General features: G+C 62.1%; 15 protein-coding genes. 10 read left to right on the top strand and 5 right to left on the bottom strand.

The genetic code is table 11. The features are described 5' to 3' along the window. Positions 1-173: 173 nt before the first annotated feature. Positions 174-1,115, top strand: a complete 942-nt coding sequence (gene panE, locus ABEG21_RS25645) for a 2-dehydropantoate 2-reductase (protein WP_347558417.1) — start codon at positions 174-176, stop codon at positions 1,113-1,115. A gap of 75 nt (positions 1,116-1,190) precedes the next feature. Here panE and ABEG21_RS25640 read toward each other — a convergent pair whose 3' ends face one another. Further along, the gene (locus tag ABEG21_RS25640; RefSeq protein WP_347558416.1) at positions 1,191-3,401 is read right to left on the bottom strand and encodes a TonB-dependent receptor; all 2,211 of its coding nucleotides are present in this window, start codon (positions 3,399-3,401) and stop codon (positions 1,191-1,193) included. A 314-nt stretch (positions 3,402-3,715) separates the two neighbouring features. Then, positions 3,716-5,719 carry a TonB-dependent receptor gene (locus ABEG21_RS25635; RefSeq protein WP_347559101.1) on the bottom strand — a complete coding sequence of 668 codons (2,004 nt, stop codon included), beginning with the start codon at positions 5,717-5,719 and terminating at the stop codon, positions 3,716-3,718. Between the two features lie 543 nt (positions 5,720-6,262). On the opposite strand from ABEG21_RS25635, the gene ABEG21_RS25630 reads away from it, so the two are divergent. Beyond that, a complete protein-coding gene (locus ABEG21_RS25630; protein WP_347559100.1) occupies positions 6,263-7,555 on the top strand; it encodes a GTP-binding protein in 1,293 nt (430 codons plus the stop codon). 210 nt (positions 7,556-7,765) lie between these two features. Next, complete coding sequence (locus ABEG21_RS25625; RefSeq protein ID WP_347558415.1) at positions 7,766-9,022, top strand: MFS transporter; 1,257 nt, start codon at positions 7,766-7,768, stop codon at positions 9,020-9,022. 97 nt (positions 9,023-9,119) lie between these two features. On the opposite strand, the gene ABEG21_RS25620 is transcribed toward ABEG21_RS25625, so the two are convergent. Further along, on the bottom strand, positions 9,120-10,070 hold the full coding sequence (locus tag ABEG21_RS25620) for a LysR family transcriptional regulator (protein ID WP_347558414.1): 951 nt from the start codon (positions 10,068-10,070) through the stop codon (positions 9,120-9,122). 165 nt (positions 10,071-10,235) lie between these two features. On the opposite strand from ABEG21_RS25620, the gene ABEG21_RS25615 reads away from it, so the two are divergent. Genes ABEG21_RS25615 through ABEG21_RS25605 form a run of 3 tightly spaced genes read left to right on the top strand, consistent with a single transcriptional unit; the run spans position 10,236 to position 13,283 of the window. Beyond that, positions 10,236-11,432, top strand: coding sequence for a M20 aminoacylase family protein (locus tag ABEG21_RS25615; protein ID WP_347558413.1), 1,197 nt, complete (start codon positions 10,236-10,238; stop codon positions 11,430-11,432). Between the two features lie 2 nt (positions 11,433-11,434). Next, a complete protein-coding gene (locus tag ABEG21_RS25610; RefSeq protein WP_347558412.1) occupies positions 11,435-12,832 on the top strand; it encodes an MFS transporter in 1,398 nt (465 codons plus the stop codon). Between the two features lie 40 nt (positions 12,833-12,872). Beyond that, the gene (locus ABEG21_RS25605; protein WP_347558411.1) at positions 12,873-13,283 is read left to right on the top strand and encodes a hypothetical protein; all 411 of its coding nucleotides are present in this window, start codon (positions 12,873-12,875) and stop codon (positions 13,281-13,283) included. Between the two features lie 91 nt (positions 13,284-13,374). Here ABEG21_RS25605 and ABEG21_RS25600 read toward each other — a convergent pair whose 3' ends face one another. Both ABEG21_RS25600 and norR read right to left on the bottom strand, forming a co-directional pair. Next, positions 13,375-13,677, bottom strand: coding sequence for a hypothetical protein (locus ABEG21_RS25600; RefSeq protein WP_347558410.1), 303 nt, complete (start codon positions 13,675-13,677; stop codon positions 13,375-13,377). A gap of 337 nt (positions 13,678-14,014) precedes the next feature. Continuing rightward, positions 14,015-15,658 (bottom strand): nitric oxide reductase transcriptional regulator NorR, encoded by a 1,644-nt coding sequence (gene norR, locus ABEG21_RS25595; RefSeq protein ID WP_347558409.1) that lies wholly within the window; start codon positions 15,656-15,658, stop codon positions 14,015-14,017. Positions 15,659-15,829: 171 nt separating this feature from the next. Between norR and hmpA the strand changes: the two genes are divergently transcribed. From hmpA to efeB, 4 genes are all read left to right on the top strand, one after another. Further along, positions 15,830-17,014: an NO-inducible flavohemoprotein gene (hmpA, locus tag ABEG21_RS25590; RefSeq protein WP_347558408.1), complete on the top strand. Its 1,185-nt coding sequence runs from the start codon at positions 15,830-15,832 to the stop codon at positions 17,012-17,014. Between the two features lie 314 nt (positions 17,015-17,328). Beyond that, the gene (locus ABEG21_RS25585) at positions 17,329-18,840 is read left to right on the top strand and encodes a carbohydrate porin (protein WP_347558407.1); all 1,512 of its coding nucleotides are present in this window, start codon (positions 17,329-17,331) and stop codon (positions 18,838-18,840) included. A gap of 97 nt (positions 18,841-18,937) precedes the next feature. Then, positions 18,938-20,080 (top strand): hypothetical protein, encoded by a 1,143-nt coding sequence (locus ABEG21_RS25580; RefSeq protein ID WP_347558406.1) that lies wholly within the window; start codon positions 18,938-18,940, stop codon positions 20,078-20,080. 17 nt (positions 20,081-20,097) lie between these two features. After that, positions 20,098-21,495, top strand: a complete 1,398-nt coding sequence (gene efeB / locus ABEG21_RS25575) for an iron uptake transporter deferrochelatase/peroxidase subunit (protein ID WP_347558405.1) — start codon at positions 20,098-20,100, stop codon at positions 21,493-21,495. The last annotated feature ends 109 nt before the right edge of the window (positions 21,496-21,604 follow it).

Raw genomic sequence — 21,604 nt, 5'->3', positions numbered from 1 at the left:
TCAGCGATAGTTTCGCCTATCTTATCCGACTTGCCAGCAACTTCGCCGAGGCGGCCAATGGCGCGGGGGCTTTTTCCGGGCCGCGCGCCCGGAAAAAAATCGTGCGATGATCGCGCTGGGGCCGGGTTCCCACCAGGGGAAACCCGCTGTATTCGTCGAACAAAGGAGACAAAATGCGGTTCTTGATGATCGGGGCAGGTGGCTTAGGCGGCTATTTCGGAGCCCGTCTGGTGCAGGCCGGACAGGACGTGACCTTTCTGCTGCGTGAGCGCAGGGCGGGACAGATCGCGCAGAATGGTCTGGTCGTTCGTAGCCCACTCGGTGATGCCACGCTACGCGATATACAGACGGTCAGTCGTGCCGAGCTTGCCGATCGGGCCGCCGATGCGACGCCGTTCGATGTGATCATCGTGGGCTGCAAGGCGTATGACCTGGACGACACGATCGCCTCCTTCGCACCGGCCGTCGGTCCCGAGACGATGATCTTGCCGGTGTTGAACGGCTTTTCGCATGTCGAGGTGCTGCAGCAGCGCTTCGGTCCGGCAAACGTGCTGGGCGGCTATTGCATGATCTCGGCGGCGCTGGATGCCGAGGGCAATGTGATTCATTACAACAAGGGCCATCGGCTGGCGTACGGCGAGTGGGACGGCACGCTGACGCCGCGTGTGCGGGCGTTGTCGGAGGCGATGGCGGGCGCGAATATCGAGAACGTGCTGTCGCCCCGTATTCAAGGCGAGATGTGGGAGAAGTGGGTGCAGATCGCCACCTTGGCCGGCATGACCTGTCTGATGCGTGGCGCGGTCGGCACGATCATGCAAAGCGGCGGCGAAGCCTTCGTTTCGGCGTTGTTCGAGGAATGCCTGGCCATTGCCCGCGCTAACGGTCAGGATCCGGCCGAAGCGATCATCAAGCGTATCCGCAGCGTCGCGACCGATCCGGATTCGACGATGACCGCCTCGATGTGCAAGGACCTCGAACGCGGCGGACAAGTCGAGGCGCAACATCTGATTGGCGATCTGATCGCGCGGCGCCCGCCCGGCGCGACTTCGCCGACGATGTTGGATGTGGTCTTCCTGCATTTGAAGACCTACGAACGTCGCCGCGCCGGCGCCTGACGCAACGGCGCCTCGACGCGGCGGCGTGTCTGGCCGTATAGCGCGCACGCGATGTCTGTCGGCGCCGTTGTGATCTCAGAAGGTGGTGCGCAGCCCTAGCGTCGCGCTGCGCCCCATTTGCGGGGCGACGTTCCGGACCACGGAGCTTGCGTAGCGGACGGTCTGATTGGTGAGGTTGTCGCCGCGGAGATAGGCCAGCCATTGGGTGCTTCCAACGCGGAAGCGATAGGTCAAGGCGACGCCCACCGTCGTATATCCCGCGCTGATCGTATCGTTTTGCGGCACGCGGGATTGTCCGCGTGCATGCACCACCGTCGCGCGTGCGCCGAATGCGCCGTGGCCATACGCCGCGCCGAGCGTCAGCCGCAGCGGCGAGATGCGGGGCAGCGGCTCGCCGGTATCGGCATTACGCGCCCGTGTATAGTCGGCGCTCAGATCGACATCGACGTGGTGTGGGCCGCGGGCAAAAATCCGTTTGCTGGCGCTAGCTTCCAGGCCGTAGAACTCGGCGCGAACGCCGCGATACTCCGCTTCCGCCAAGCTGTGATGCGCGTGATCGCAGCCGTCGGCATGATCGTGATCGTGCCGCTGTCCATGGCCACCGTGCGCATGGTCATGGTCATGCGAATGACCCGGTGCTTCCCCGACGCGGCTGCCCGTATTGTATTCGGCGAGGTAATTCGAGAATCGGTTGTAGAACACGCCGATGCTGCCACGGTCCGTCCCGTGCGCGAAGCGCAGCGCCAAATCGGCCGAGATCGATTTTTCTTTTTTCGCATTGGCATTGCCCCGCAGGTATTGCCCGGTGGCGTCATGCGGACCATCGGCGTAGACCTCGTAGAACGTGGGCGCGCGCTCGGAATAGGCCAGTGACGTCGCGATCGACCAGGCCGGTGCCAATTGGTACAGGCCACCCAGCGACATGCTGGTATTGGTGAAGGCGCGTCCCTTGGCACCGGAGAACCGTTTATCGGTCGTGGCGTTTGCAGCGGTGGGAGCGAGCGTCGCGCGCTCGAGGCGGCCGCCCACGCTCATTTTCAAGCGGTCGGTCGCTTGCCATTCCTCCAGCGCGAACAGGGCGATTTGCGTGGTGCGGGTGGTCGGCACCATGGCGTGGTCGCCGGTGGTCGAGAAGGTATATTGCCCGAACTGCACACCGATGGCCCCATCGAAAGGGCCAATGCGCCGATGCCGCGCTTCGAGTCGGCCATCGAATCCGCGATTCTGAAACACGCCGTGCTCGCGGCCGTTGTCCACCTCCCGGTGCAGGTAGTCGGTTGCCGCAATGTCGAGTTTCACGCGGCTGAAGAGGCCGTTGAGATTGCGAAATTCCGAAGCCCAGGCCAGACGGTTCTGCCGCATCCGCAGTCGGACACGTTGCTCCGCGACGGAGCCGTACTGCGATGTATAGCCGTTGTAAGCCAGCCCGGCATAGCCATCGGCCCAGGTCACCGAGCCGCCGAAGCTGCCGCCGGACCATTGGCCGTCGCTGTTCGGCAGCGTGCCGTACGGGTGTGCCAGCGAGGCCGGGTCGGTACGTCGCAGCTCGGAACTGCGGGCGAAACCGGGAATACGTAGTTCGCCGGATTTCCGCGTAAAGACATCGGCATGAAAATTCAATCTGCCATTGCCGGCTTCGATCTGCGCGGCGGCGGCACGCGCGCGATTGCCGGAGGTGACGTTGATGTCGGTGACCCCGGTGACGCCGTCGATGGCGGAGCGGGGAATCCGGTTATCGATCGTGTTGACGACACCGCCGATGGCGTTGCCGCCATAGAGCAAGGCGGCAGGCCCGCGAACGATTTCGATCCGCTCGATCGACAGCGGGTCTTGCGGTACGGCGTGGTCGAAGGAGAGCGAGGACGCATCGAGTGCCGCCACGCCGTTTTGCAGGATACGGATCCGGTCGCCATCCATGCCGCGGATAATCGGCCGGCCGACCATCGGTCCATAGCTGGTGGTGGAGACACCGGGTAACCCGTTCAATGTTTCGCCCAGCGACTGCGCGCCGCGCACGGTCAGGGCGTCGCCGGAGAGCGTGGTGACGGGCGAGATCATGTCTCGCGCGCCCAGCGGGTTTGCCGTGACGAACACTGGCGACTGCGGCGCGTGTATCGGTGGGACCGGCGTCCGTGGCGACACGCGCCGACGATCCGATTCCGGCCGCGCCTCCTCCTGTTCGTCGGCCTCCGACGTCGATTCCAACGGTGGCGCGGCGCACGCCGGTCCGGTAAGGACCAATGCGAGGGCAATGCCTAAGGCGGACGAGGAGGAAGGTGACGGCATCGGGTGCATTCCTGAGTGATCGGTATGGAGAACCATACGCAAGCAGCGGCACACGTGCATCCTGGCTTAACGTTATAGTGTAACGTTAGTAGTCCGTAGAAAAGCATCCAAGGGGCAAAATGGGATGCAGACGCTTGGCTGCCGCGTGAGAAGGGGATCATAAACGAGGAACGGTCACGAAAACGGCCGCCAGCCCGAATACGGACGGGTCTGAGAGGCGATGACTTCGCGCGCCAGTCTTGCTTTTCGCAAACGGATGCAAAAAGCGAGACTGGCGCGGGTCGGACGGACCGGCATGCCCGTCCGTTGACGGTTTAGAACGTGGTGCGCAGACCGACGGTGACACTCCGCCCCATCTGCGGCGCAATATCGCGCACCACCGAACTGGCGTAGCGGATGTCCTGATTGGTCAGGTTATCGCCGCGCAGATAACCGAGCCATTGCGTACTGCCAATGCGGAAGCGATAGGTCAGGGAAAGGCCGAGCGTCGTGTAGCTGCCAGTGCTGGTATCGTCGGCGGGAACGCGTGCCTGACGCCACGCATGGACCAACGTCGCGCGTGCGCCGAATGGCCCATAACCATACGACGGGCTGAAGGTCAGGCGCAATGGCGCGATGCGGGGCAGCGGCTCGCCGGTGTCGGCATTGCGTGCATGCGTGTAGTCGGCGCCGAGGTCGATATCGACATGATGCGGCCCGTGCGTGAAGACGCGTTTGGTCGTGCTCGCTTCCACACCATAAAATTCGGCACGGACACCGCGATAGACCGCTTGGTTCAGGGCATCGGCCGTGCCGCTGGGAACGACGGCGCCGTCGTCGTCGACCTGGTTGCCGGTATTGTATTCGGTCAGATAGTTGGAGAACCGGCTATAGAACACGCCGAGGCTGCCTTTGTCCGGTCCGCTGGCGAACCGTAGCGCCAGATCGGTCGACACGGATTTCTCTTTTTGCGCGTCGGCGTTGCCGATCAGGTATTGCCCGGTGGCGTCGTGCGGGCCGTTGGCATACAGCTCGTAGAAGGTGGGCGCACGCTCCGTGTAGGCGACATCGGCAGCGACGGACCACGCGGTATTCAAACGATACAGGCCACCGAGCGAGACGCTGCCGGTCGTGAAGTTGCGGTCCTGCGCATTGGCAAAGCGATCGTTGCCGGCTGCCGTCGGCGACAGCATGACGCGTTCGAGTCGACCGCCCAGGCTGACTTTCAGGCGTTGCGTGGCTTGCCACTCTTCGAGGCCGAATAGCGCGACATTGGTCGTGCGCGTCGTCGGGACCAGTGCTTCGTCTCCGAGCGCGGAAAAGGTGTTCTGACTGAACTGCACGCCGATCGCGCCATCGAAGGGGCCGATCTTTTTATGGCGCGCTTCGATCCGACCTTCATAACCATGATTGCGGAAGGTCGTGCCGGTCACGCCGTCGTCGATCTCGCGGTGCTCGTAATCGGTGTAGCCAAAATCGAATTTCACGCGCTCGATCGGTCCGGGGAGATTGCGGACTTCGGAGGCGAATGCGACGTGGTCCTGGTGCATGCGCAGACGCACGCTATCCTCGGCCACCGAGCCGTAGTTCGATTGGAAGCCGTTATACGACAAGCCGGCATATCCGTCCGCCCAAGTGTAGGAGCTGCCCACCGCGCCGCCGGACCAGCGTCCGTCGCTGTTCGGCAACCTGCCATAGGGTTCGGTTGCGTCGGCGCCATCCTGGGCGCGTTGGGCGGCACTGTGGGCATAGCCGGGGATATGCTCGTCGCTCGTCTCGCGGGCAAACACGTCTGCGTGGAAATTGAAGCGGCCATTGCCGCCCTCGATCTGCGCCGCGCCCGCACGGCCATCGGTGCCGGAGGTGTAATTGACATCGGTGGTGCCGGTCACGCCGTGGATGGGCTCGCGCGGAATGCGATTGTCGATGGTGTTGACCACACCGCCGATCGCATTGCCGCCGTACAGCAGGGCGGCCGGCCCGCGAATGATCTCGATACGCTCCACGCTCAACGGATCCTGCGGCACCGCGTGGTCGTACGATAGCGACGACGCGTCGTAGGCGGCCACGCCGTTTTGCAGCAGGCGAATGCGGTCGCCGTCCATGCCGCGGATGATCGGCCGACCCACCATGGGCCCATACGTGGTGGTCGAGACGCCTGGCAAGCCATTCAAGGTCTCGCCGAGGGCGTTACTCCCGCTGCTTCGCAGGGTCAGCGCATCGCCGGAAATCGCGGTGGCGGGCGAGATCAGTTCGCTGTCTCCCAAGGGGTTCGCCGTGACGAAAATCGCCGATTGCGCGCGGTCCGCGACGGTCGTCGCGCTGTCCTGTGTCTGCACGCCGGGCGTGGAGGGCGGCGTGGCATCGGCGGCATGGGACGATGCAGCGTGTCCCGAGACCAACAGGGTCAGCGCGAGGCCGACAGCGGAATGAAGCGATGTAGCGCGCGGGTGGAACGGAGTGGTCACGTTTTCCTCTGGTTGTGCGTGGTTCGATCGTCGATTCGCGCACGCTGACAACAGTTTCCCTTTTGCAGCAATGGAAATGTTATATCATTACACTCGTCGCGCATGATTTGCGCCGATGCCCGGAGCCGACAGCCCCGCCCAGGAAGGCGGGAGCATCGATTCCATCAGGGCATGGCCGACATCAGGCGCCGTTCCGAATCGGGCGCTATCTCAAAAAGAATGCGGCGAAGTCGGATCGAATGTAACGTCGTGGCGTCAGACGATCGTAATGATATAACATTTCGTTACAGACGCAAGCGTCTTCTTTTTTTGACGGACGCGTCATCGTTCAAGTCGTGGCGCTTCCCCCTTACACGATAAAAAATGTCCTTACAAACGACCTCCCCCTATTCCGACGTCGTCTCGTCCGCGCCGATGTCGTCTCGCGGTGGCGCCGGCGCCGCCACGGTCCCTGTCGCGGCACGCTTGCCGGTCACGGTACTCTCCGGTTTTCTGGGTGCCGGAAAGACGACGCTGTTGAACCACATCCTGCACAACCGGGAGGGGCGGCGTGTGGCGGTGATCGTCAACGATATGTCGGAGGTCAATATCGATGCGGCGGTGGTCCGCGGCGATACGGCCGCTATCGCAAAAGGCGGACCGGAGGGCGCCGATTCGACCGACGCCGCCGTGCTCGACTCAGGTCTGCCGGCATTGAGTCGCACCAGCGAGAAGCTGGTCGAAATGAGCAATGGCTGCATTTGCTGCACGCTGCGCGAGGATCTGCTGCTGGAAGTGGGGCGGCTCGCGCGTGAGGGGCGCTTCGATCAATTGGTCATCGAGTCCACGGGGATTTCCGAGCCCTTGCCTGTCGCGGAGACCTTTACGTTTGCCGATGAGCAGGGCGTCAGCCTCTCCGATGTGGCGCGTCTCGATACGATGGTGACCGTCGTCGATGCCTCCCATTTTCTGCGTGACTATGCGTCGATGGATAGCCTGCGCGAACGGGGGGAATCGTTGGGCGACGACGATGAACGGACCGTTGTCGACCTGATGATCGAGCAGGTGGAATTTTGCGATGTGCTGGTGGTGAACAAATTGGATCTGGTCGATGTCGCGCAGCAGGCGCAACTGGTGGCGATTCTGCGGGCGTTGAATCCGCGTGCGCGGATCGAAACGGCCGAGTTCGGACGCGTCGGTTTGGACCGTGTGCTGGATACCGGTCTGTTCGATTTCGACGAAGCGAGCCGTGCGCCCGGTTGGTTGCGCACGTTGCGCGGCCAGCATGCTCCTGAGAGCGAGACCTATGGCATCGGCAGCTTCGTCTACCGGGCGCGACGACCGTTTCACCCGGGACGCTTTCACGAGACGCTGCAGCGCGAATGGCCGGGTGTGCTGCGCTCGAAGGGTTGGTTCTGGCTCGCAAGCCGTCCCACTATGTGCATGTCGTGGTCGCAGGCCGGCGCGGTATGCCGACACGGCGAGGCGGGCTTATGGTGGGCGGCCGTACCGCGAACAGAGTGGCCGGAAGATGCCGAAGCGCGCGCATCGATCGATGCCGACTGGGACGCCGACGTCGGCGACGCCCGGCAGGAAATCGTGCTGATCGGGACCCGGCTCGACCAATCGGCATTGCGCGCGATGCTGGATGCCTGCCTGCTCGACGACCGGGAAATGGCCGCGGGACCGGGCGCCTGGCTGGGCTATGACGACCGTTTTACGGGCTAATGCCGCTTGGGACGTCGCCGCGAGGGTATCGGCGTAACGGTAGGGACGCGTGCGGCCTCAGCCGGGATGGGCTGCCGCGCGGAATAAGCATGGCAGCAATTAGCGGTTGCCGCGGCGCGAGGCCGCAGTACAATCGCGGGGCGGTTTTTTTGATACGACCGTAAGGCGTTCCCGTAGCGCCTTATCTTTCACTTACCTGACGGCCGTTTCATGCAAGAGCAGTCCAATGGCGACGCGCCCGCGAAGGCGTTGCTGAAACAGTCCGCGTTTCGTCGATTCTGGTGCGCACGCGGGCTGACCTCCCTGTCGTTTCAGATGTTGTCCGTCGCCATCGGTTGGCAAATGTATGCACTGACGCATAGTGCCTTCGCACTGGGTATGGTCGGCTTCTGCCAATTCCTGCCGATGTTCCTGCTGACCTTCGTCGTCGGGCACGTGGCCGACCGCTATGATCGACGCTACGTTGCGGCCATTTGCCAGGCGCTGGAAGGACTGAGCGCCGGTATCGTGTTCGTGGCAAGCGTTGCGGGATGGTTGACGCCCACTGGATTGTTTTTGCTGGCGGGTTTTGTCGGCGCGGTAAGAGCATTCGAGTCGCCGTCGCTTTCGGCGCTGTTGCCACGCATGGTCCGGCGCGAGGAGCTGCCGCGCGCGACGGCCTTTTCCACGTCGGCGAACCAGGCCGCGCAGATTTTGGGTCCGGCTTTGGGCGGTTTGTTTTATCTGGCCGGTGCGTCGACTGTGTATGCCGTGTGTTGCGTCTGCTTTATCGGCGCGTCGATCAGTGTCAGCGGCATCACGACCTATCACGCGGCCGCAGGGGCCGTCCGGCCGAAGTTCACGCTCGAATCGTTATTCGGTGGCATGTCGTTTATTCGTCGGGAGAAAGTCATTCTCGGCGCGCTGTCACTCGACCTGTTTGCCGTGTTGTTCGGCGGTGCGACGGCCTTGTTGCCGGTCTACGCCCACGATATGTTGCATGCCGGACCGATCGGGCTCGGCGCCTTGCGTTCCGCGCCCGCGGTAGGCGCCTTGCTCGGCACACTATGGCTTGCGCGTTTTCCGTTGCGTGATCGTCCGGGCCGGACAATGCTCCTGGGCATCGGCGTGTTCGGGATCGCGACGGTGGTTTTTGGTTTGTCGCATTCTTTCGTCGTGTCGCTGGCGGCGCTCTTCGTGCTGGGCCTCGCGGACACGATCAGCGTCGTCGTTCGATCGGCGCTGGTGCAGTTACGCACGCCCGATGAAATGCTAGGCCGCGTCAGCGCGGTCAATTCGCTGTTTATCGGGACGTCGAATCAGCTCGGCGAATTCGAATCGGGTGTGGCGGCGGCGTGGCTTGGCGCAAAAGCCGCCGTGGTCTCGGGCGGTATCGCGACGATGCTCGTCGCCGTCCTGTGGGTGCGCCTGTTTCCGGCCTTGTATCGGACCGGTTCGCTCTACGATCGCCCGAAAGAAAGCAAGTGAGCTTCGCGCGCCAACGGAACGACGGGACGGCGCGTGCCAGTATCGTGTCCGCGTCGCCCTCTGACGGAAAGGGCCTGCCCCCACGCACAAGGCTATTTCATAGTTGGTCCGCCCGCTTCTTCAATGCGCTCAGCAACGCCTTCCAGAGCGCTTCCGCGGCAGGCGATAGTGGCACACCAACACGTCGGAGCGCATGCGTCTGGAGCGAACGGGTGATGGGATGGTCCAATTCCAAGGCCACGAGTTTATGCGTCTCGATATACAGTTTCGCCGCATCGGAAGACATGAAGGCGACACCCAGTCCCGCCGCGGCAATCGCCAAGGCGGACGAAAAATGATCGCATCGATACGACGGTTTCAAATCGAGTCGATCCGCATGGATGATCGAGTCGATGTACTGCTGCACGTTGAATCGCTGCGGTAGAAAGATCAGACGCTCGCCTCGGAGCGCGTCGAAGCCGATGTTTCGCGCCCCGGCGAGAGGGTGCGACGGGCTGACAAGGGCGCAGCAAGGCGCGGCTGTAAAACTGCGGGTGTGGATTGCAGGATCATCGTTGCCGCCGGTACAGACGGCCAGGTCCACTTCACCGTTGCGCACCATCGTTACGACGTCTCGCGTCATCCCGCTGCGCAGATCGAGCACGATATCGGGAAATCGGCTGCTGAACGGACCCAGTACGGTAGCCATGATAGTTTCGACACGGCCCTCGCCGAGACCGACGCCGATGCGTCCGCGGCGCAGTCCCCGATAGTCGTCGAGACGTGCCAGCATGGCGGCATCGCGTCGCCCACTTTCCCGAAAATACTCGGCCAGAGAACGCCCCACCTCGCTCAACGACACGCGTCTCCCATGCCGTTCGAGCAGCGTGACGCGATGCTCGCGTTCGAGTCGCGCCAACTGTCGGCTTATCACCGACGCATTGATGCCCAGCGCATCCGCCGCGGCACGGACCCCGCCATGCGTCTCGATTTCATTCAGATAGCGAAGCCCCCGAACGTTCAGCAGGGCCGCGTGAGCGGGAAGCAATACGTCCTCTGACCGTGCCATATCTGCCATATCGCTCTATGTCGTGTGGGTCTTGCGTTAGCGCTGACAGCGCTCGATGTTGACAAATTAGTCAACATTATGACGCCAACCGCGTCATTGCTCCTGAGATTTCGGATAGGGACACTGTGCTGTGTTTTCTACTCCGCTATCCAGAGAGATCGAACCATGCCGCATAACACGCACGACTTTTGCACCGTCGACGACACGGCGGACCTCGCCGCCGAACTCGCCGGATTGCGCCAGCGATTACACCGCCATCCGGAATTGGGTTTCGCGGAACACCAGACGGCCGACTGCGTGGCCGATGCATTGACCTCGTGGGGTTATGACGTCACGCGGGGCATCGCCGGCACCGGTATGGTGGCGACGTTGCGGTCGGGCACGAGCACGCGCGCCATCGCGATCCGTGCCGATATGGATGCACTCAGGATTACCGAGACGACCGGATTGCCCTACGCGAGCACACACGCCGGCGTCATGCACGCCTGTGGGCACGACGGTCATACGACGATGGCGCTGGGTGCCGCACGCCAGTTGGCGCGCACGCGCCGCTTCGACGGTATCGTACATCTGGTGTTTCAGCCGGCCGAAGAGGTGGGGGGCAATGCCAGCGGCGCCAGCCGAATGATTGCGGAAGGTCTGTTCGAGCGTTTCCCCTGCGATGCCATTTTCGGTCTGCACAATCATCCCGGCTATCCGGCCGGCACTTTCATGTTTCGCAGCGGCGCCTTCATGGCAGCCTCCGATGTCGCCGAGATCACGATTCAGGGGCGCGGCGGTCATGCCGCCCGACCACATCAAAGCATTGATCCGATCGTCGTCGCGAGCACGCTGGTACTGGCTTTGCAGGGCGTGGTATCGCGCAATATCGATCCCTTGTCGATGGCCGTCATCACTGTGGGTGCCTTTCATGCCGGCGATGCACCGAACGTGATCCCGGGCACGGCGACGCTGCGTCTAAGCATCCGATCGATGGATCCGGGTGTGCGCGAGCAATTGGCGCAGCGGATCCGCGCGTTGGCCGAATCGATTGCGCACGGGCATGGTGCCACGGCGGACGTGCGCTACACCCACGGCTATCCGGTGTTGATCAATAGCGCGGCGGAAACGGCTTTGGCGGAAGCGGTTGCGCGTGAGCTGGTAGGCGATGCGCAGGTTGTCTCGCCGCTGGCACCCATCACGGGCAGCGAGGATTTTGCCTGCTATTTGCAACATAAGCCCGGGTGTTTCCTGCGTATCGGCAATGGCGAAGAGGGGGCCATGCTGCATAACGGCGCCTATGACTTCAACGATGCCAACCTCACGATAGGGGCCGCGTATTGGGCGCGGCTCGTCGAACGTTTCCTCGCCAAGGCTCTTTGATCATGACCTCGGAACGCCTGCAAGACCGCGTCGCGCCCGCGCCCGCGCACGCCGCTATCGATGACACGATCATCGATGACAGTCACCGTGGTACCGGCGCAGGCCCGGTGAGCGGCGCCGTCGCCTCGTCCCGTCGAATCGTGCTGGCCGCGACGATAGGGAATCTGCTCGAGTTTTACGACTTCACGATCTATAGCTTCTTCACGACCACGATCGCGAAAGTGTTTTTCCCAAAAAGCGATCCGGTGGTGTCGACGTTGTTGGCGCTGTCGGTCTTTGCGATCGGGTTTTTGGCACGGCCCCTCGGTGGATTCGTGCTGGGTTATTACGCCGATAAGCGCGGCCGGCGCGCCGCATTGACGTTGACGATTTTTCTGATGGGCATCGGATCGCTCGCGATCGGGCTAACGCCCGGATATGGATCGATCGGCCTGGCGGCACCGGTTCTGGTGATTGTCGCGCGCCTGGTGCAAGGATTTGCGCAAGGTGGTGAATTCGGTGCGGCCACGGCGACCTTGCTGGAGACCGGCCCCAAAAGGACGCGCGGGTTCCGCGCCAGCTGGCAGTTGGCCAGCCAAGGTGCATCCGCATTGCTGGGGTCGGGGATCGCTGCGGCGCTTACCTATCTGCTCAGTCCTGAGCAACTGCTGGCCTGGGGCTGGCGCGTCGCCTTTTTTGTCGGGACCTTGATCATGCCGGTCGGCTTATATTTGCGGCGGCATGTCGCCGACGATACGCCGGACGCGGGAGCGGGGGTCCTCTCTGCCGGAAGCGACACGCTTCATCTCAAAAATGCCCCGCGGCGCGACCCGACGTTGGTCAAGAAATGGTTCCTTGCCGTGTTCACGGTGCTCGGTGGCACGGTGACCACCTATGTGATGATTTACTACATCCCGCTCTACGCGCATCAATATCTCGGCATGCCGTCGAAATTGTCGATGCTGGCCTCGATTTGCGCATCGGCATGTTCTTTCCTGCTTTGCCCGTTGTGGGGCGCGTTATCCGACAGGCTGCAGCGCCGAAAGCCGTTGATCACGATCGGTCGGGGTGTGTTGATCCTGTTGCTGTATCCGGCGTTCTGGCTGATGAACGTCGCGCCGTCGCTGTTCGTCGTGATGAGCATGGTTTTCGTGATGATGTTTTTCTATACGATGGGTTCCGCGCCGGCCTTTGCATTGATGCCAGAGAATTTCCCGAAATATGCCCGCGCCGGTTATCTGGGGAGTGCCTACGCGACGGCGGTCGCCTTGTTTGGCGGTACGGCACAAGTGGTGGCGGCGTGGTTGACCAAGGTAACGGGCAATGTGATGGCGCCTGCCTGGTATATGATGGCGTGTCTCGGATTGTCGCTGGTCGCCGTCCATCTATTCCAGGAAACGGGCGATCAAGACCTATCCTGAGAGGTCGACACATTCAACCCGCAAGCAGGAGCGAGGTACGATGCAACAGAGCGATTCCGCTAGCACGATGAGGTCAAGTGGCCTTGATCCAAATGTTCGGGCATTTGCAACGCCGCTCGATCTCTATCGCGCCTTGCGGCAGATATGGGCAGCCGATACCGCGAGTCCGACCGGTGCGTGGTCGACGACAACGCCTGCGCGCAACCATTGCAGCATCACGTCGCTCGTCGTGCAGGATTATTTCGGCGGCGACTTGCTGAAAACGCGTACCGTAGGCGGCACGCATTTTTATAATGTGATCGACGGCACGAAATGGGATCTGACGGTTTCGCAATTCGCCGAGCCGATCCCGTACGATGACATCCCGGCATCCCGCGACGATGCACTGGGCGATTGCTCGGTCGCCAAATACGCGCTGTTTTCCGATCGCGTGGCGAAGACGCTGGCCTAGAGCCTAGAGCTTAGACCCTGGAGGCATCGTCTTCGATCCTGGCACCGTCCACCGCTCTCCCGCGATGACAATGTGGACGGTAACCGGTCGATTAGAGGAAGACTCGGCTGGCCTTCGGCGCGACCCATTCGCCACTGCGAATGCTCGCCTGCAACGCTTCGATCGTCGACATAATGTCGAATGATTCCTGCGGCGTGGCGCCCGTCCACGCTGCCTCCCCCTCGCTGATCAGTCGCGCGAAGGATTCGGCTTCGGCCTTAAAGCCGTTCACTGTTTCGGTGACCAAGGTTTCATGTAGCGCATCGGCGTGCACGCCGCGGACAAAGGCGCGGGCGATATTGGCGGCACCGAGGATGCCGATTTTCAGTGGAGCGGGCGGCAACAAGTCGGTCATGGCGTAGGGACCTCCGGATTGGGCTGATCCGGAAGATTATGCACGTGTTCCCGTCATGGTTCCGAGACGCTAGCCGGTGTAATCGCGATGTCAGCGAGCCGGCAGGGGGCGGGAACGGCATGGCGGGCGTTTCCGGTTGGCCGATGGCGCATTTTGGCGCCCGCTAGCCGCAGCGCGCCCGCGATCGTTTCGGTCTCACAGTTTTCCACAGGTGCAGTGGATAACTCGGGTCTCGATCCGCAATAAATGCCGAAAAATCAATGGCCTTTTCGGTCTCATCATTTTTTAGTCATCTTGCCGTAATGCGAGGTCTTCGAGGCCCCGGTGGCATGGCCCGTTACTTGATGTTCAGGCGCTTGGCCAGTCGGTTCAGATTCGCTCGATCGATGCCCAGCGCACGCGCGGCATCGGACCATCGCTGCCCCTGTTCCGCCAGCAATGCCAGGATCCGCTGCTTTTGAAACGCATCGGTGGCCTCTCGCAGCGATAAGGAATGATCCGGCACGTCGATGCCTTTCGTGCCCGCCGGGCGCGTGATTCGCCGGGGCGCGTCCGGCGGGGCCGCTGCCGTAAGTAGGCGTTGCATGCCGTTCGCGCTGCCATGCAATGCCGCGGGCGCATTCGCGGGTGCGTCGATATCGAGCGCGGCGCTATCGATGACCAGCATCGAGGGCCGAACCGGCGACCCGCGCGTCGCCCGGGACAGCGACTTCAATGCCGCGCGGCCGATCATATGTTCGAGCTCGCGGACATTCCCGGGCCAGCTATATCGCAGTATGGCCTGCTGCGCTGCCCGACTCAGGCGAAGACTACGCAGCCCGAGACGGCTGCGATTCTCCTCGAGGAAAAAGCCGGCTAGCAAGAGCGCGTCGTGGCCCCGTTCGCGCAGCGCCGGGACGCGCAAGGCATAGACGGCGAGACGATGAAAGAGGTCGGGACGGAAACGACCGGCGCGGACTTCCAGTGCCAGGTCGCGGTTCGTCGCTGCCAGCACCCGCACGTCGACCCGATGCTCTCGATCCGATCCCAGTCTTTGCAGTTGACCACCCTGCAGCACGCGCAGCAATTTGCCCTGCACCGACAATGGCAGCTCGCCCACTTCATCGAGAAACAGCGTGCCGCCGTCGGCAAGGTCGAACTTGCCGCGACGGTCGCTTTGTGCGCCGGAGAATGCGCCTCGCACATGGCCGAACAATTCACTTTCGACCAGTGACTCCGGCAGCGCGGCGCAATTCAGGCTGACCAGGGGCTTGGCATGACGCATCGATCGCTCGTGCAGTGTCTGGGCGACCCTTTCCTTGCCGGTTCCGGTCTCGCCGGTAATCAGCACCGTGAGGTCACTCGGCGCCACCGTATCGACCTCGTCGACAAGCGTCGTGAACGCGGCGCTTTGGCCAAGCAAACCCGGGCGTCGATGGTCGAGCGCCGCTTGACGATACAGTTGCGTGGCTTGCTGTTCGTCGGCAACGCGTTGCGCCAAGGTGGTGATTCGCTCACTGACGAGCACGGTCGCCGCGGCAAGGGCGGCAAACGCCGCCAGCGTGTCCATGTCGGCTGCATCGAAACGACCTGCTGAAAGGGCGTCCAATGTCAGCACGCCCCATACGGTGTCGCCCCCGTCGGTAGACAGCCGGCAACCGACGCAATCGTGCACATGCAGCCCTTCGCCGCTTTCGATGAGCCCATCGTAGGGATCCGGGAGCGGACTGTCCGGCGCAAAACGATAGGGACCGTCTGTCTCGATCAATGTGCGCAGTCGCGGATGGTCATCGAGCAGAAAATGGCGCCCCATCGTATCCGGACTCAGACCGCGAATGGCTAGCGGCGTCAAGGTGCTGCCCGTACGTCGCAACAGGGCCAGCGCGTCGCACGGAAGCAAGGTATGCAAGGCGTCGAGCAAGCGCGCGAAACGGGTGGGCTCGTCGAGATCGCGCGTCAGATCGGCGATCAGCGGAAGCAGGGTGCGGATGGGAGGCGTCATTGCGCGTGCGAGTCGAAAAGACTCTATTTAAGCGATTGCGAGTCGATACGACTCATTTGGTAGCTTGAGTCTATTTGACTATATTACGCTTATCTCTATGAAAAGTATCGATTAAATAATTGGCACGATCTGTGAGTAAGAGAAGGGAAACGCTTACACAGGAGAGTGACCATGTTGACGACCGCACAACGCGACATTATCAAGGCAACCGTTCCCTTGCTCGAAACGGGTGGCGAGGCCTTGACGCGCCATTTCTATGCGACCTTGATCCAGGACAACCCCGAAGTACGGACCTTTTTCAATCAGGCGCACCAGGCCGATGGCTCGCAGCAAAGGGCACTCGCGCGCGCCGTGTTGATGTATGCGCGCCATATCGATCGGCTCGAGGCACTAGGGCCCCTGGTCTCCCAGATCGTCAACAAGCACGTCGCGCTGCAGATTCAGCCGGCGCATTATCCGATCGTCGGGGCATGTTTGCTCCGTGCGATCCGTGAAGTCTTAGGGCAGGAGATTGCCACCGATGCGGTGTTGGATGCATGGGGCCAAGCCTATACGCAATTGGCTGACCTGTTGATCGAAGCAGAGGCGTCCCGCTACCACGCGACCGAAATCGCACCCGGTGGCTGGCGTGGCGCGCGTGCCTTTGTCGTTGCAAGAAAAGAGCGAGAAAGCAGCGAGATCACGTCGTTCTATTTGCAGCCGGCCGATGGCTTGCCGGTGGTTGCACATGCCCCCGGGCAATATATCGGTTTGACGATCGACATTGCCGGCGAATCGCATCGACGCAATTATTCGCTGTCCGCCGCGCAGGATGGACAGCAATTGCGTATCAGCGTGAAGCGCGAGGCCGGGGGCGTCGTGTCGGTCCATCTGCATGATCATGTTCGGGTAGGCGACACGCTGCAGGTCTTTCCGCCCGCCGGGGACTTCACGCTTCGCGACGCGTCACGTCCGCTCGTGCTGCTGACGGCGGGCGTCGGCATCACGCCGGCGATTGCCATGTTGCAGGCCGCGCCGTTATCGCGCGACGTGACATTTATCCACTGTGCGCGGAACGGTGCGGTCCAATCCTTCGACGCATGGATCCAGGAGCAGGGCGCCAAGCGGGCGCATTTCGATTACTACGTGTGCCTGAGCGAGCCCGCCGCGGACGACGCCTGCGATGCGCGGGGCCAACTGAATGCCGCGACGTTGGCGGCGTGGTTGCCCGCATCCCGTGACGTCGATGTGTACTTCCTCGGCCCGATCTCATTCATGGCCGCGATGAAGCGGCAATTGCGCGATCTGGGGATTCCGGAGGCGCAGACCTACTTCGAGTTCTTCGGTCCGGCGCGCGCGTTGGACGCGCTCGAATGAGGCCATCATCACCGGCAACCCGCCGCATCGCGTTTTCCCATATGTCATAAGCATTTCATAAGAAATGAAATGCGATGGAAAGCATTCAATCGCATTAAAAATGTAATTGAAAGCATGCGGGTAGGGTCTTGAAATTCAAATAAGAATTATTCCTGTTTTACTTTGACAGTTTTGTGTCGGAATTTGTATTATTTCGGCGCATTGCGCGGTTCGCGTGAAATCGCGGCGGACGACATTGCCGCGCGCGGGTAGGCTTCGCCATTGGCAAGCCAGCCGCAACACGAACCGAACCCACGGGTCAAAGAGGATGGGGAATGAAGCGTAACAGTACAGTCGGGTCCGCGCTCGGCCTAATCGACGTCAACGGGCGGATGGGATGGAAAGCGGGTATCGCCTGCATCGGCCTGCTGTCCGGTACCACTGTCTTCGCGGGCTCGCCTGCATCGGCTACAACGTATTCAGAAGCGGCGAACACAGTCGCCTCGTCCGGGACGGATGCCGTCGAGGCAGACACCAAAATCAAAGCCGAACCGGTCGGTCAATGGACCGGTCTGTGGACGCGCTCGTCCTTGTTCGGGGATATGGGCGGGATCCGCTCCGGTCTCGGTAAATATGGGATAACGTTGCTGGCAACGGAAACCTCCGAATACCTCGCGAACCTGCGCGGCGGCTTGGGACAGCATGGCGACTACGACGGCCTTACCACGGTCACGTTGGGTCTGGATACGCAGAAGGCATTCGGTTGGGTGGGCGGCTCGTTCAATATCAGTGCGTTGAATATCCATGGCCGTAACCTGAGCTCGGATTATCTCGGTACCTTGAATACGGCGAGCGGTATCGAGGCGCAGGACACCACGCGCTTGTGGGAAATGTGGTTTCAGCAGTCCTTCATGGACAAGCGCTTCGATATCCGTATCGGTCAGCAAAGTATCGATCAGGAGTTCATGACGAGCACGTACGCGGCCACCTTCGTCAATACGATGTTCGGCTGGCCCGGTCTCCCGTCATACGATATGCCGAACGGCGGTCCGGCCTATCCGCTGTCCGCCTTAGGGGCGCGGGTGCGCGCGCAATTGACGCCGGCGCTGAGCGCGTTGGCGGGCGTCTACGATGCCGACCCGCTCGGCAACAATCCCGCTAACGTCAGCGGTACCAATTTCAATCTGCATACCGGTGCGATGTACATCGGCGAGCTGCAATACGGCATCAATCAAGCGTCCGACGGCGGCATGGTCAGTGACGCTTCAGCCGGTCTGCCAGGGACGTACAAAATCGGTTTCTGGTATAACACCGCCCGCTTCCAGGATCAGCGCTACGATGCCAACGGCGTATCGCTGGCGACATCGGGCGGCGATCCGGCAAGTCATCGCGGCAACTACAGTGTCTATGCCGTGGCGGACCAGATGATCTGGCGTCCGGACCCGGATGCGCCGCGCAGCATCGGCGTGTTCGCACGCGTCATGGGCGCGCCCGGCGACCGTAATCTCGTCAGCGTCAGCGCCAACGTCGGCGTCGTGATGAAGGCGCCGTTCCAGGGCCGCGATAACGACAGCGTTGGACTGGGTCTCGCTTATATCAAGGTCGGCAACTATGCCCATGACCTCGATCTGGATGCGCGAGCTGCCGCGCTCGGCGGTCCCTACGGCGTGCGTACCAGTGAAACCGCGGTGGAAGCGACGTATCAATATCAGGCGACGCCGTGGTGGATCATCCAGGGCGATGCGCAATACACATTCAATGCTGGCGCCGGACAGAATCCGAACGACGCCACCAAGCCGTTGCGCAATACCTTTGTCCTGGGCGTTCGCACCACCGTCACTTTCTAACGTGCGATATCGAAAACAGCACGACGAAACCACGGCATGCCATCGCGTGCCGGATTCGCAGCGGTTCGTCTCACGTTACTTGTCATCAGGATTCAATATGCACCGTAAGATACGCTTCAACCCGCAATGCATTGCCGCAGTCGGCGTGGCGCTGGCGTCGCTTCTGTCGTTGAGCGCCGCCCAGGCTGCGCCTGTCGGCCTGCTGGAAACGCTGCATCGGAACACGACGCTGGTCAATACCGTGCCGGACAACGGCGATCAGAACCCGTACGCCATCGTCGTGGCACCGGTGTCGGCAGGCACGATCAAGCAGGGCGATGTCTTGGTCGACAATTTCAATAATGCCGCGAACCTGCAAGGTGTCGGCACGACGATCGTCGACTATCACCCGGACACGAAGCAACTTTCCTTGTTCGCGACGATTCCGCACGAGACGAAGGCCTGTCCGGGCGGCGTCGGTTTATCCACGGCGATGACGATGCTGAAGACCGGCTGGGTCATCGTCGGCAGCACGCCGAGCAACGACGGCACGACCAATACCAAAGGGGCCGGCTGTCTCTTCGTTCTGAATCCCGAAGGCAAGCTGGTATCGACGATTGCAAACAAGGGCATCAACGATCCCTGGGGCAATATGGCCGTTGCCGACATGGGAGATCATGCCACGCTGTTCGTCAGCAATGCCGGTTTCGGCGTGGGCGGGGTGGGAGATACGGAGCCGCCAGTGTTCAAGCAGGCCACCGTGCTGCGGATCGATCTCGATATTCCGGCGGGACAAGCGCCGGTCGTCAAGGATCAAACGGTGGTCGCCAGCGGTTTCGGTGCGCGCGCCGATAAAGGCGTCTTTTTGATCGGCCCGACCGGGCTGGCTTTGTCCGGCGATAAGAAGACGCTCTATATTTCCGATGCCATCGGCAACCGGATTACCGAGATCGATGATCCGATGACGCGCACCCACGATGCGGGAGTTGGTCGCGCGATGACCGCCGACGGCTTCTTGCACCGCCCCTTGGCAATGGCGACGACGCCAGCCGGGCATTTGCTGGTGACGAATGCGCTGAACGGGCAGGTGGTCGAGATCGATCCGGTGGCCGGCAAGCAGTTGTATGCGCGCTGGATCGATACCGACAAGGCGCAAACGCCTGCGGGTAACGGTGATCTCTTCGGCATCGCGATGACGCCGGATGGCTCGGGCTTTTACTACGTGCAGGACGATGTCAACACGCTCGTGTTGGCGAAGTAAAGCGAAAGGCGCGATGTATGAATGACGATCGAGACGCGAAAGTGCCCCCGGCCGACTGTCCAGTGGATGCGAACGCGCAGCCGCCGCACCGGTTGGATGCGCCCGCCGGGGCCGATGCGAACGTCGCTGCGCGGCGTCGCTTTTTAAAAGCGGGCCTGGCAGGCGGCGCGGCCCTTGGCGGCAGTGTCGTGGCGAATGCCGCACAGGCAAGCGGCGGCGCGTTGGGCGGATCGCCCGCCGCCGTACCGGATCCCGAGCAGGGCAAGCGCCCCTTTTACGGCGCGCATCAGGGCGGTATCGGCGACCCGCAGCAAAAGTTCAGCTATGTGGCGGCGTTCGACTTGACCACGACGGCGCGCGCGGACGTTATCGCACTGCTGCAAGGGTGGACGCTGGCGGCGGCGCGCCTGACGCAGGGTTTGACGGCAAAGCCGCTATCGCTGGCCGATGATCAGACGGCGGATTCGACCACGCCGCCCGATTCCGGTGAAGCCTTGGGCCTGGGCGCGAACGAACTGACGATCACCTTCGGGTTCGGCCCGGGCTTGTTTGAAAAAGACGGCAAGGATCGATACGGCCTGGCCGCCAGACGGCCCGCCGCCTTGGTCGATCTGCCGCGTTTCAATGGCGACCAATTGCTTCCGGCGAAGACCGGCGGCGATCTGCTGATTCAAGCCTGCGCGAACGATCCGCAAGTCGCGTTTCATGCGGTCCGCGCGCTGTCGCGCATCGCTTACGGTCATGCGCAGATGCGATGGGGCCAGGCGGGCTTTCTTTCCGGGCCGCGCGGCGCGACGCCGCGCAACTTGATGGGCTTTAAGGACGGCACGAGTAATCCGTCGATACGCTCTCCGGAACAGATGAACCGCTATGTCTGGGCCGATGACTCGGACGCCGATTGGATGAACGGCGGCGCCTACACCGTGGTGCGCCGTATCCGCATCACGATCGAACACTGGGATCAGATGGAGCGCGGTTTCCAGGAGCAGGTGTTCGGTCGCGAGAAGTACAGCGGCGCGCCGTTGGGCAAGCAGCACGAGTTCGACGATATCGATTTGAATCAAGCGGACAAGGATGGCAATCCGCTGATCCCGGAAAGCGCGCACATTCGGCTGTCGCATGAATCGCAGAATAACGGCGCGCAGATTCTGCGGCGCTCGTATTCCTACAACGACAGTACCGATTTCTACATCGAGCGCTGGCCGCCCTGGCGCCAGGAGACCGAGTTCGATGCCGGTCTGATCTTCATCGCGCATCAACGCGATCCGCGCAAGGGCTTTATCCCGATCAACGAGAAATTGTCGAAGTTCGATATGTTGAATCAGTTCGCGACGCACGTGGGTAGCGGCATCTTTGCTTGCCCGCCGGGCGCGCGGGAGGGTTCCTATATCGGCGCGTCCCTGTTCGAGGCGTGACTCCGTCGTCAGCCCCGACTGGCCGAACGCATGACTGGTGGGCGGTGCACCGATCACCTAGCATTGTTCGCGCAACTAAAGGCTGAGCGTCAGGGTGCGGTTTGACGGT

Origin of the sequence: Robbsia sp. KACC 23696, from assembly GCF_039852015.1 — a bacterium.
Taxonomy (GTDB): domain Bacteria; phylum Pseudomonadota; class Gammaproteobacteria; order Burkholderiales; family Burkholderiaceae; genus Robbsia.
The sequence above is the reverse complement of the archived record's forward strand: the minus strand, read 5'-3'. Positions and strand labels throughout refer to the sequence as shown.

Bases quoted from the DNA above. Each gene is read 5' to 3' on its own strand.
- ABEG21_RS25625 (WP_347558415.1), top strand. From the start codon at position 7,766: ATGCAAGAGCAGTCCAATGGCGACGCGCCCGCGAAGGCGTTGCTGAAA.
- ABEG21_RS25640 (WP_347558416.1), bottom strand. From the start codon at position 3,401: ATGCCGTCACCTTCCTCCTCGTCCGCCTTAGGCATTGCCCTCGCATTG.
- ABEG21_RS25615 (WP_347558413.1), top strand. From the start codon at position 10,236: ATGCCGCATAACACGCACGACTTTTGCACCGTCGACGACACGGCGGAC.
- ABEG21_RS25585 (WP_347558407.1), top strand. From the start codon at position 17,329: ATGAAGCGTAACAGTACAGTCGGGTCCGCGCTCGGCCTAATCGACGTC.
- efeB (WP_347558405.1), top strand. From the start codon at position 20,098: ATGAATGACGATCGAGACGCGAAAGTGCCCCCGGCCGACTGTCCAGTG.
- ABEG21_RS25620 (WP_347558414.1), bottom strand. From the start codon at position 10,070: ATGGCACGGTCAGAGGACGTATTGCTTCCCGCTCACGCGGCCCTGCTG.
- ABEG21_RS25610 (WP_347558412.1), top strand. From the start codon at position 11,435: ATGACCTCGGAACGCCTGCAAGACCGCGTCGCGCCCGCGCCCGCGCAC.
- panE (WP_347558417.1), top strand. From the start codon at position 174: ATGCGGTTCTTGATGATCGGGGCAGGTGGCTTAGGCGGCTATTTCGGA.
- ABEG21_RS25630 (WP_347559100.1), top strand. From the start codon at position 6,263: ATGTCGTCTCGCGGTGGCGCCGGCGCCGCCACGGTCCCTGTCGCGGCA.
- hmpA (WP_347558408.1), top strand. From the start codon at position 15,830: ATGTTGACGACCGCACAACGCGACATTATCAAGGCAACCGTTCCCTTG.
- ABEG21_RS25600 (WP_347558410.1), bottom strand. From the start codon at position 13,677: ATGACCGACTTGTTGCCGCCCGCTCCACTGAAAATCGGCATCCTCGGT.
- ABEG21_RS25605 (WP_347558411.1), top strand. From the start codon at position 12,873: ATGCAACAGAGCGATTCCGCTAGCACGATGAGGTCAAGTGGCCTTGAT.
- norR (WP_347558409.1), bottom strand. From the start codon at position 15,658: ATGACGCCTCCCATCCGCACCCTGCTTCCGCTGATCGCCGATCTGACG.
- ABEG21_RS25580 (WP_347558406.1), top strand. From the start codon at position 18,938: ATGCACCGTAAGATACGCTTCAACCCGCAATGCATTGCCGCAGTCGGC.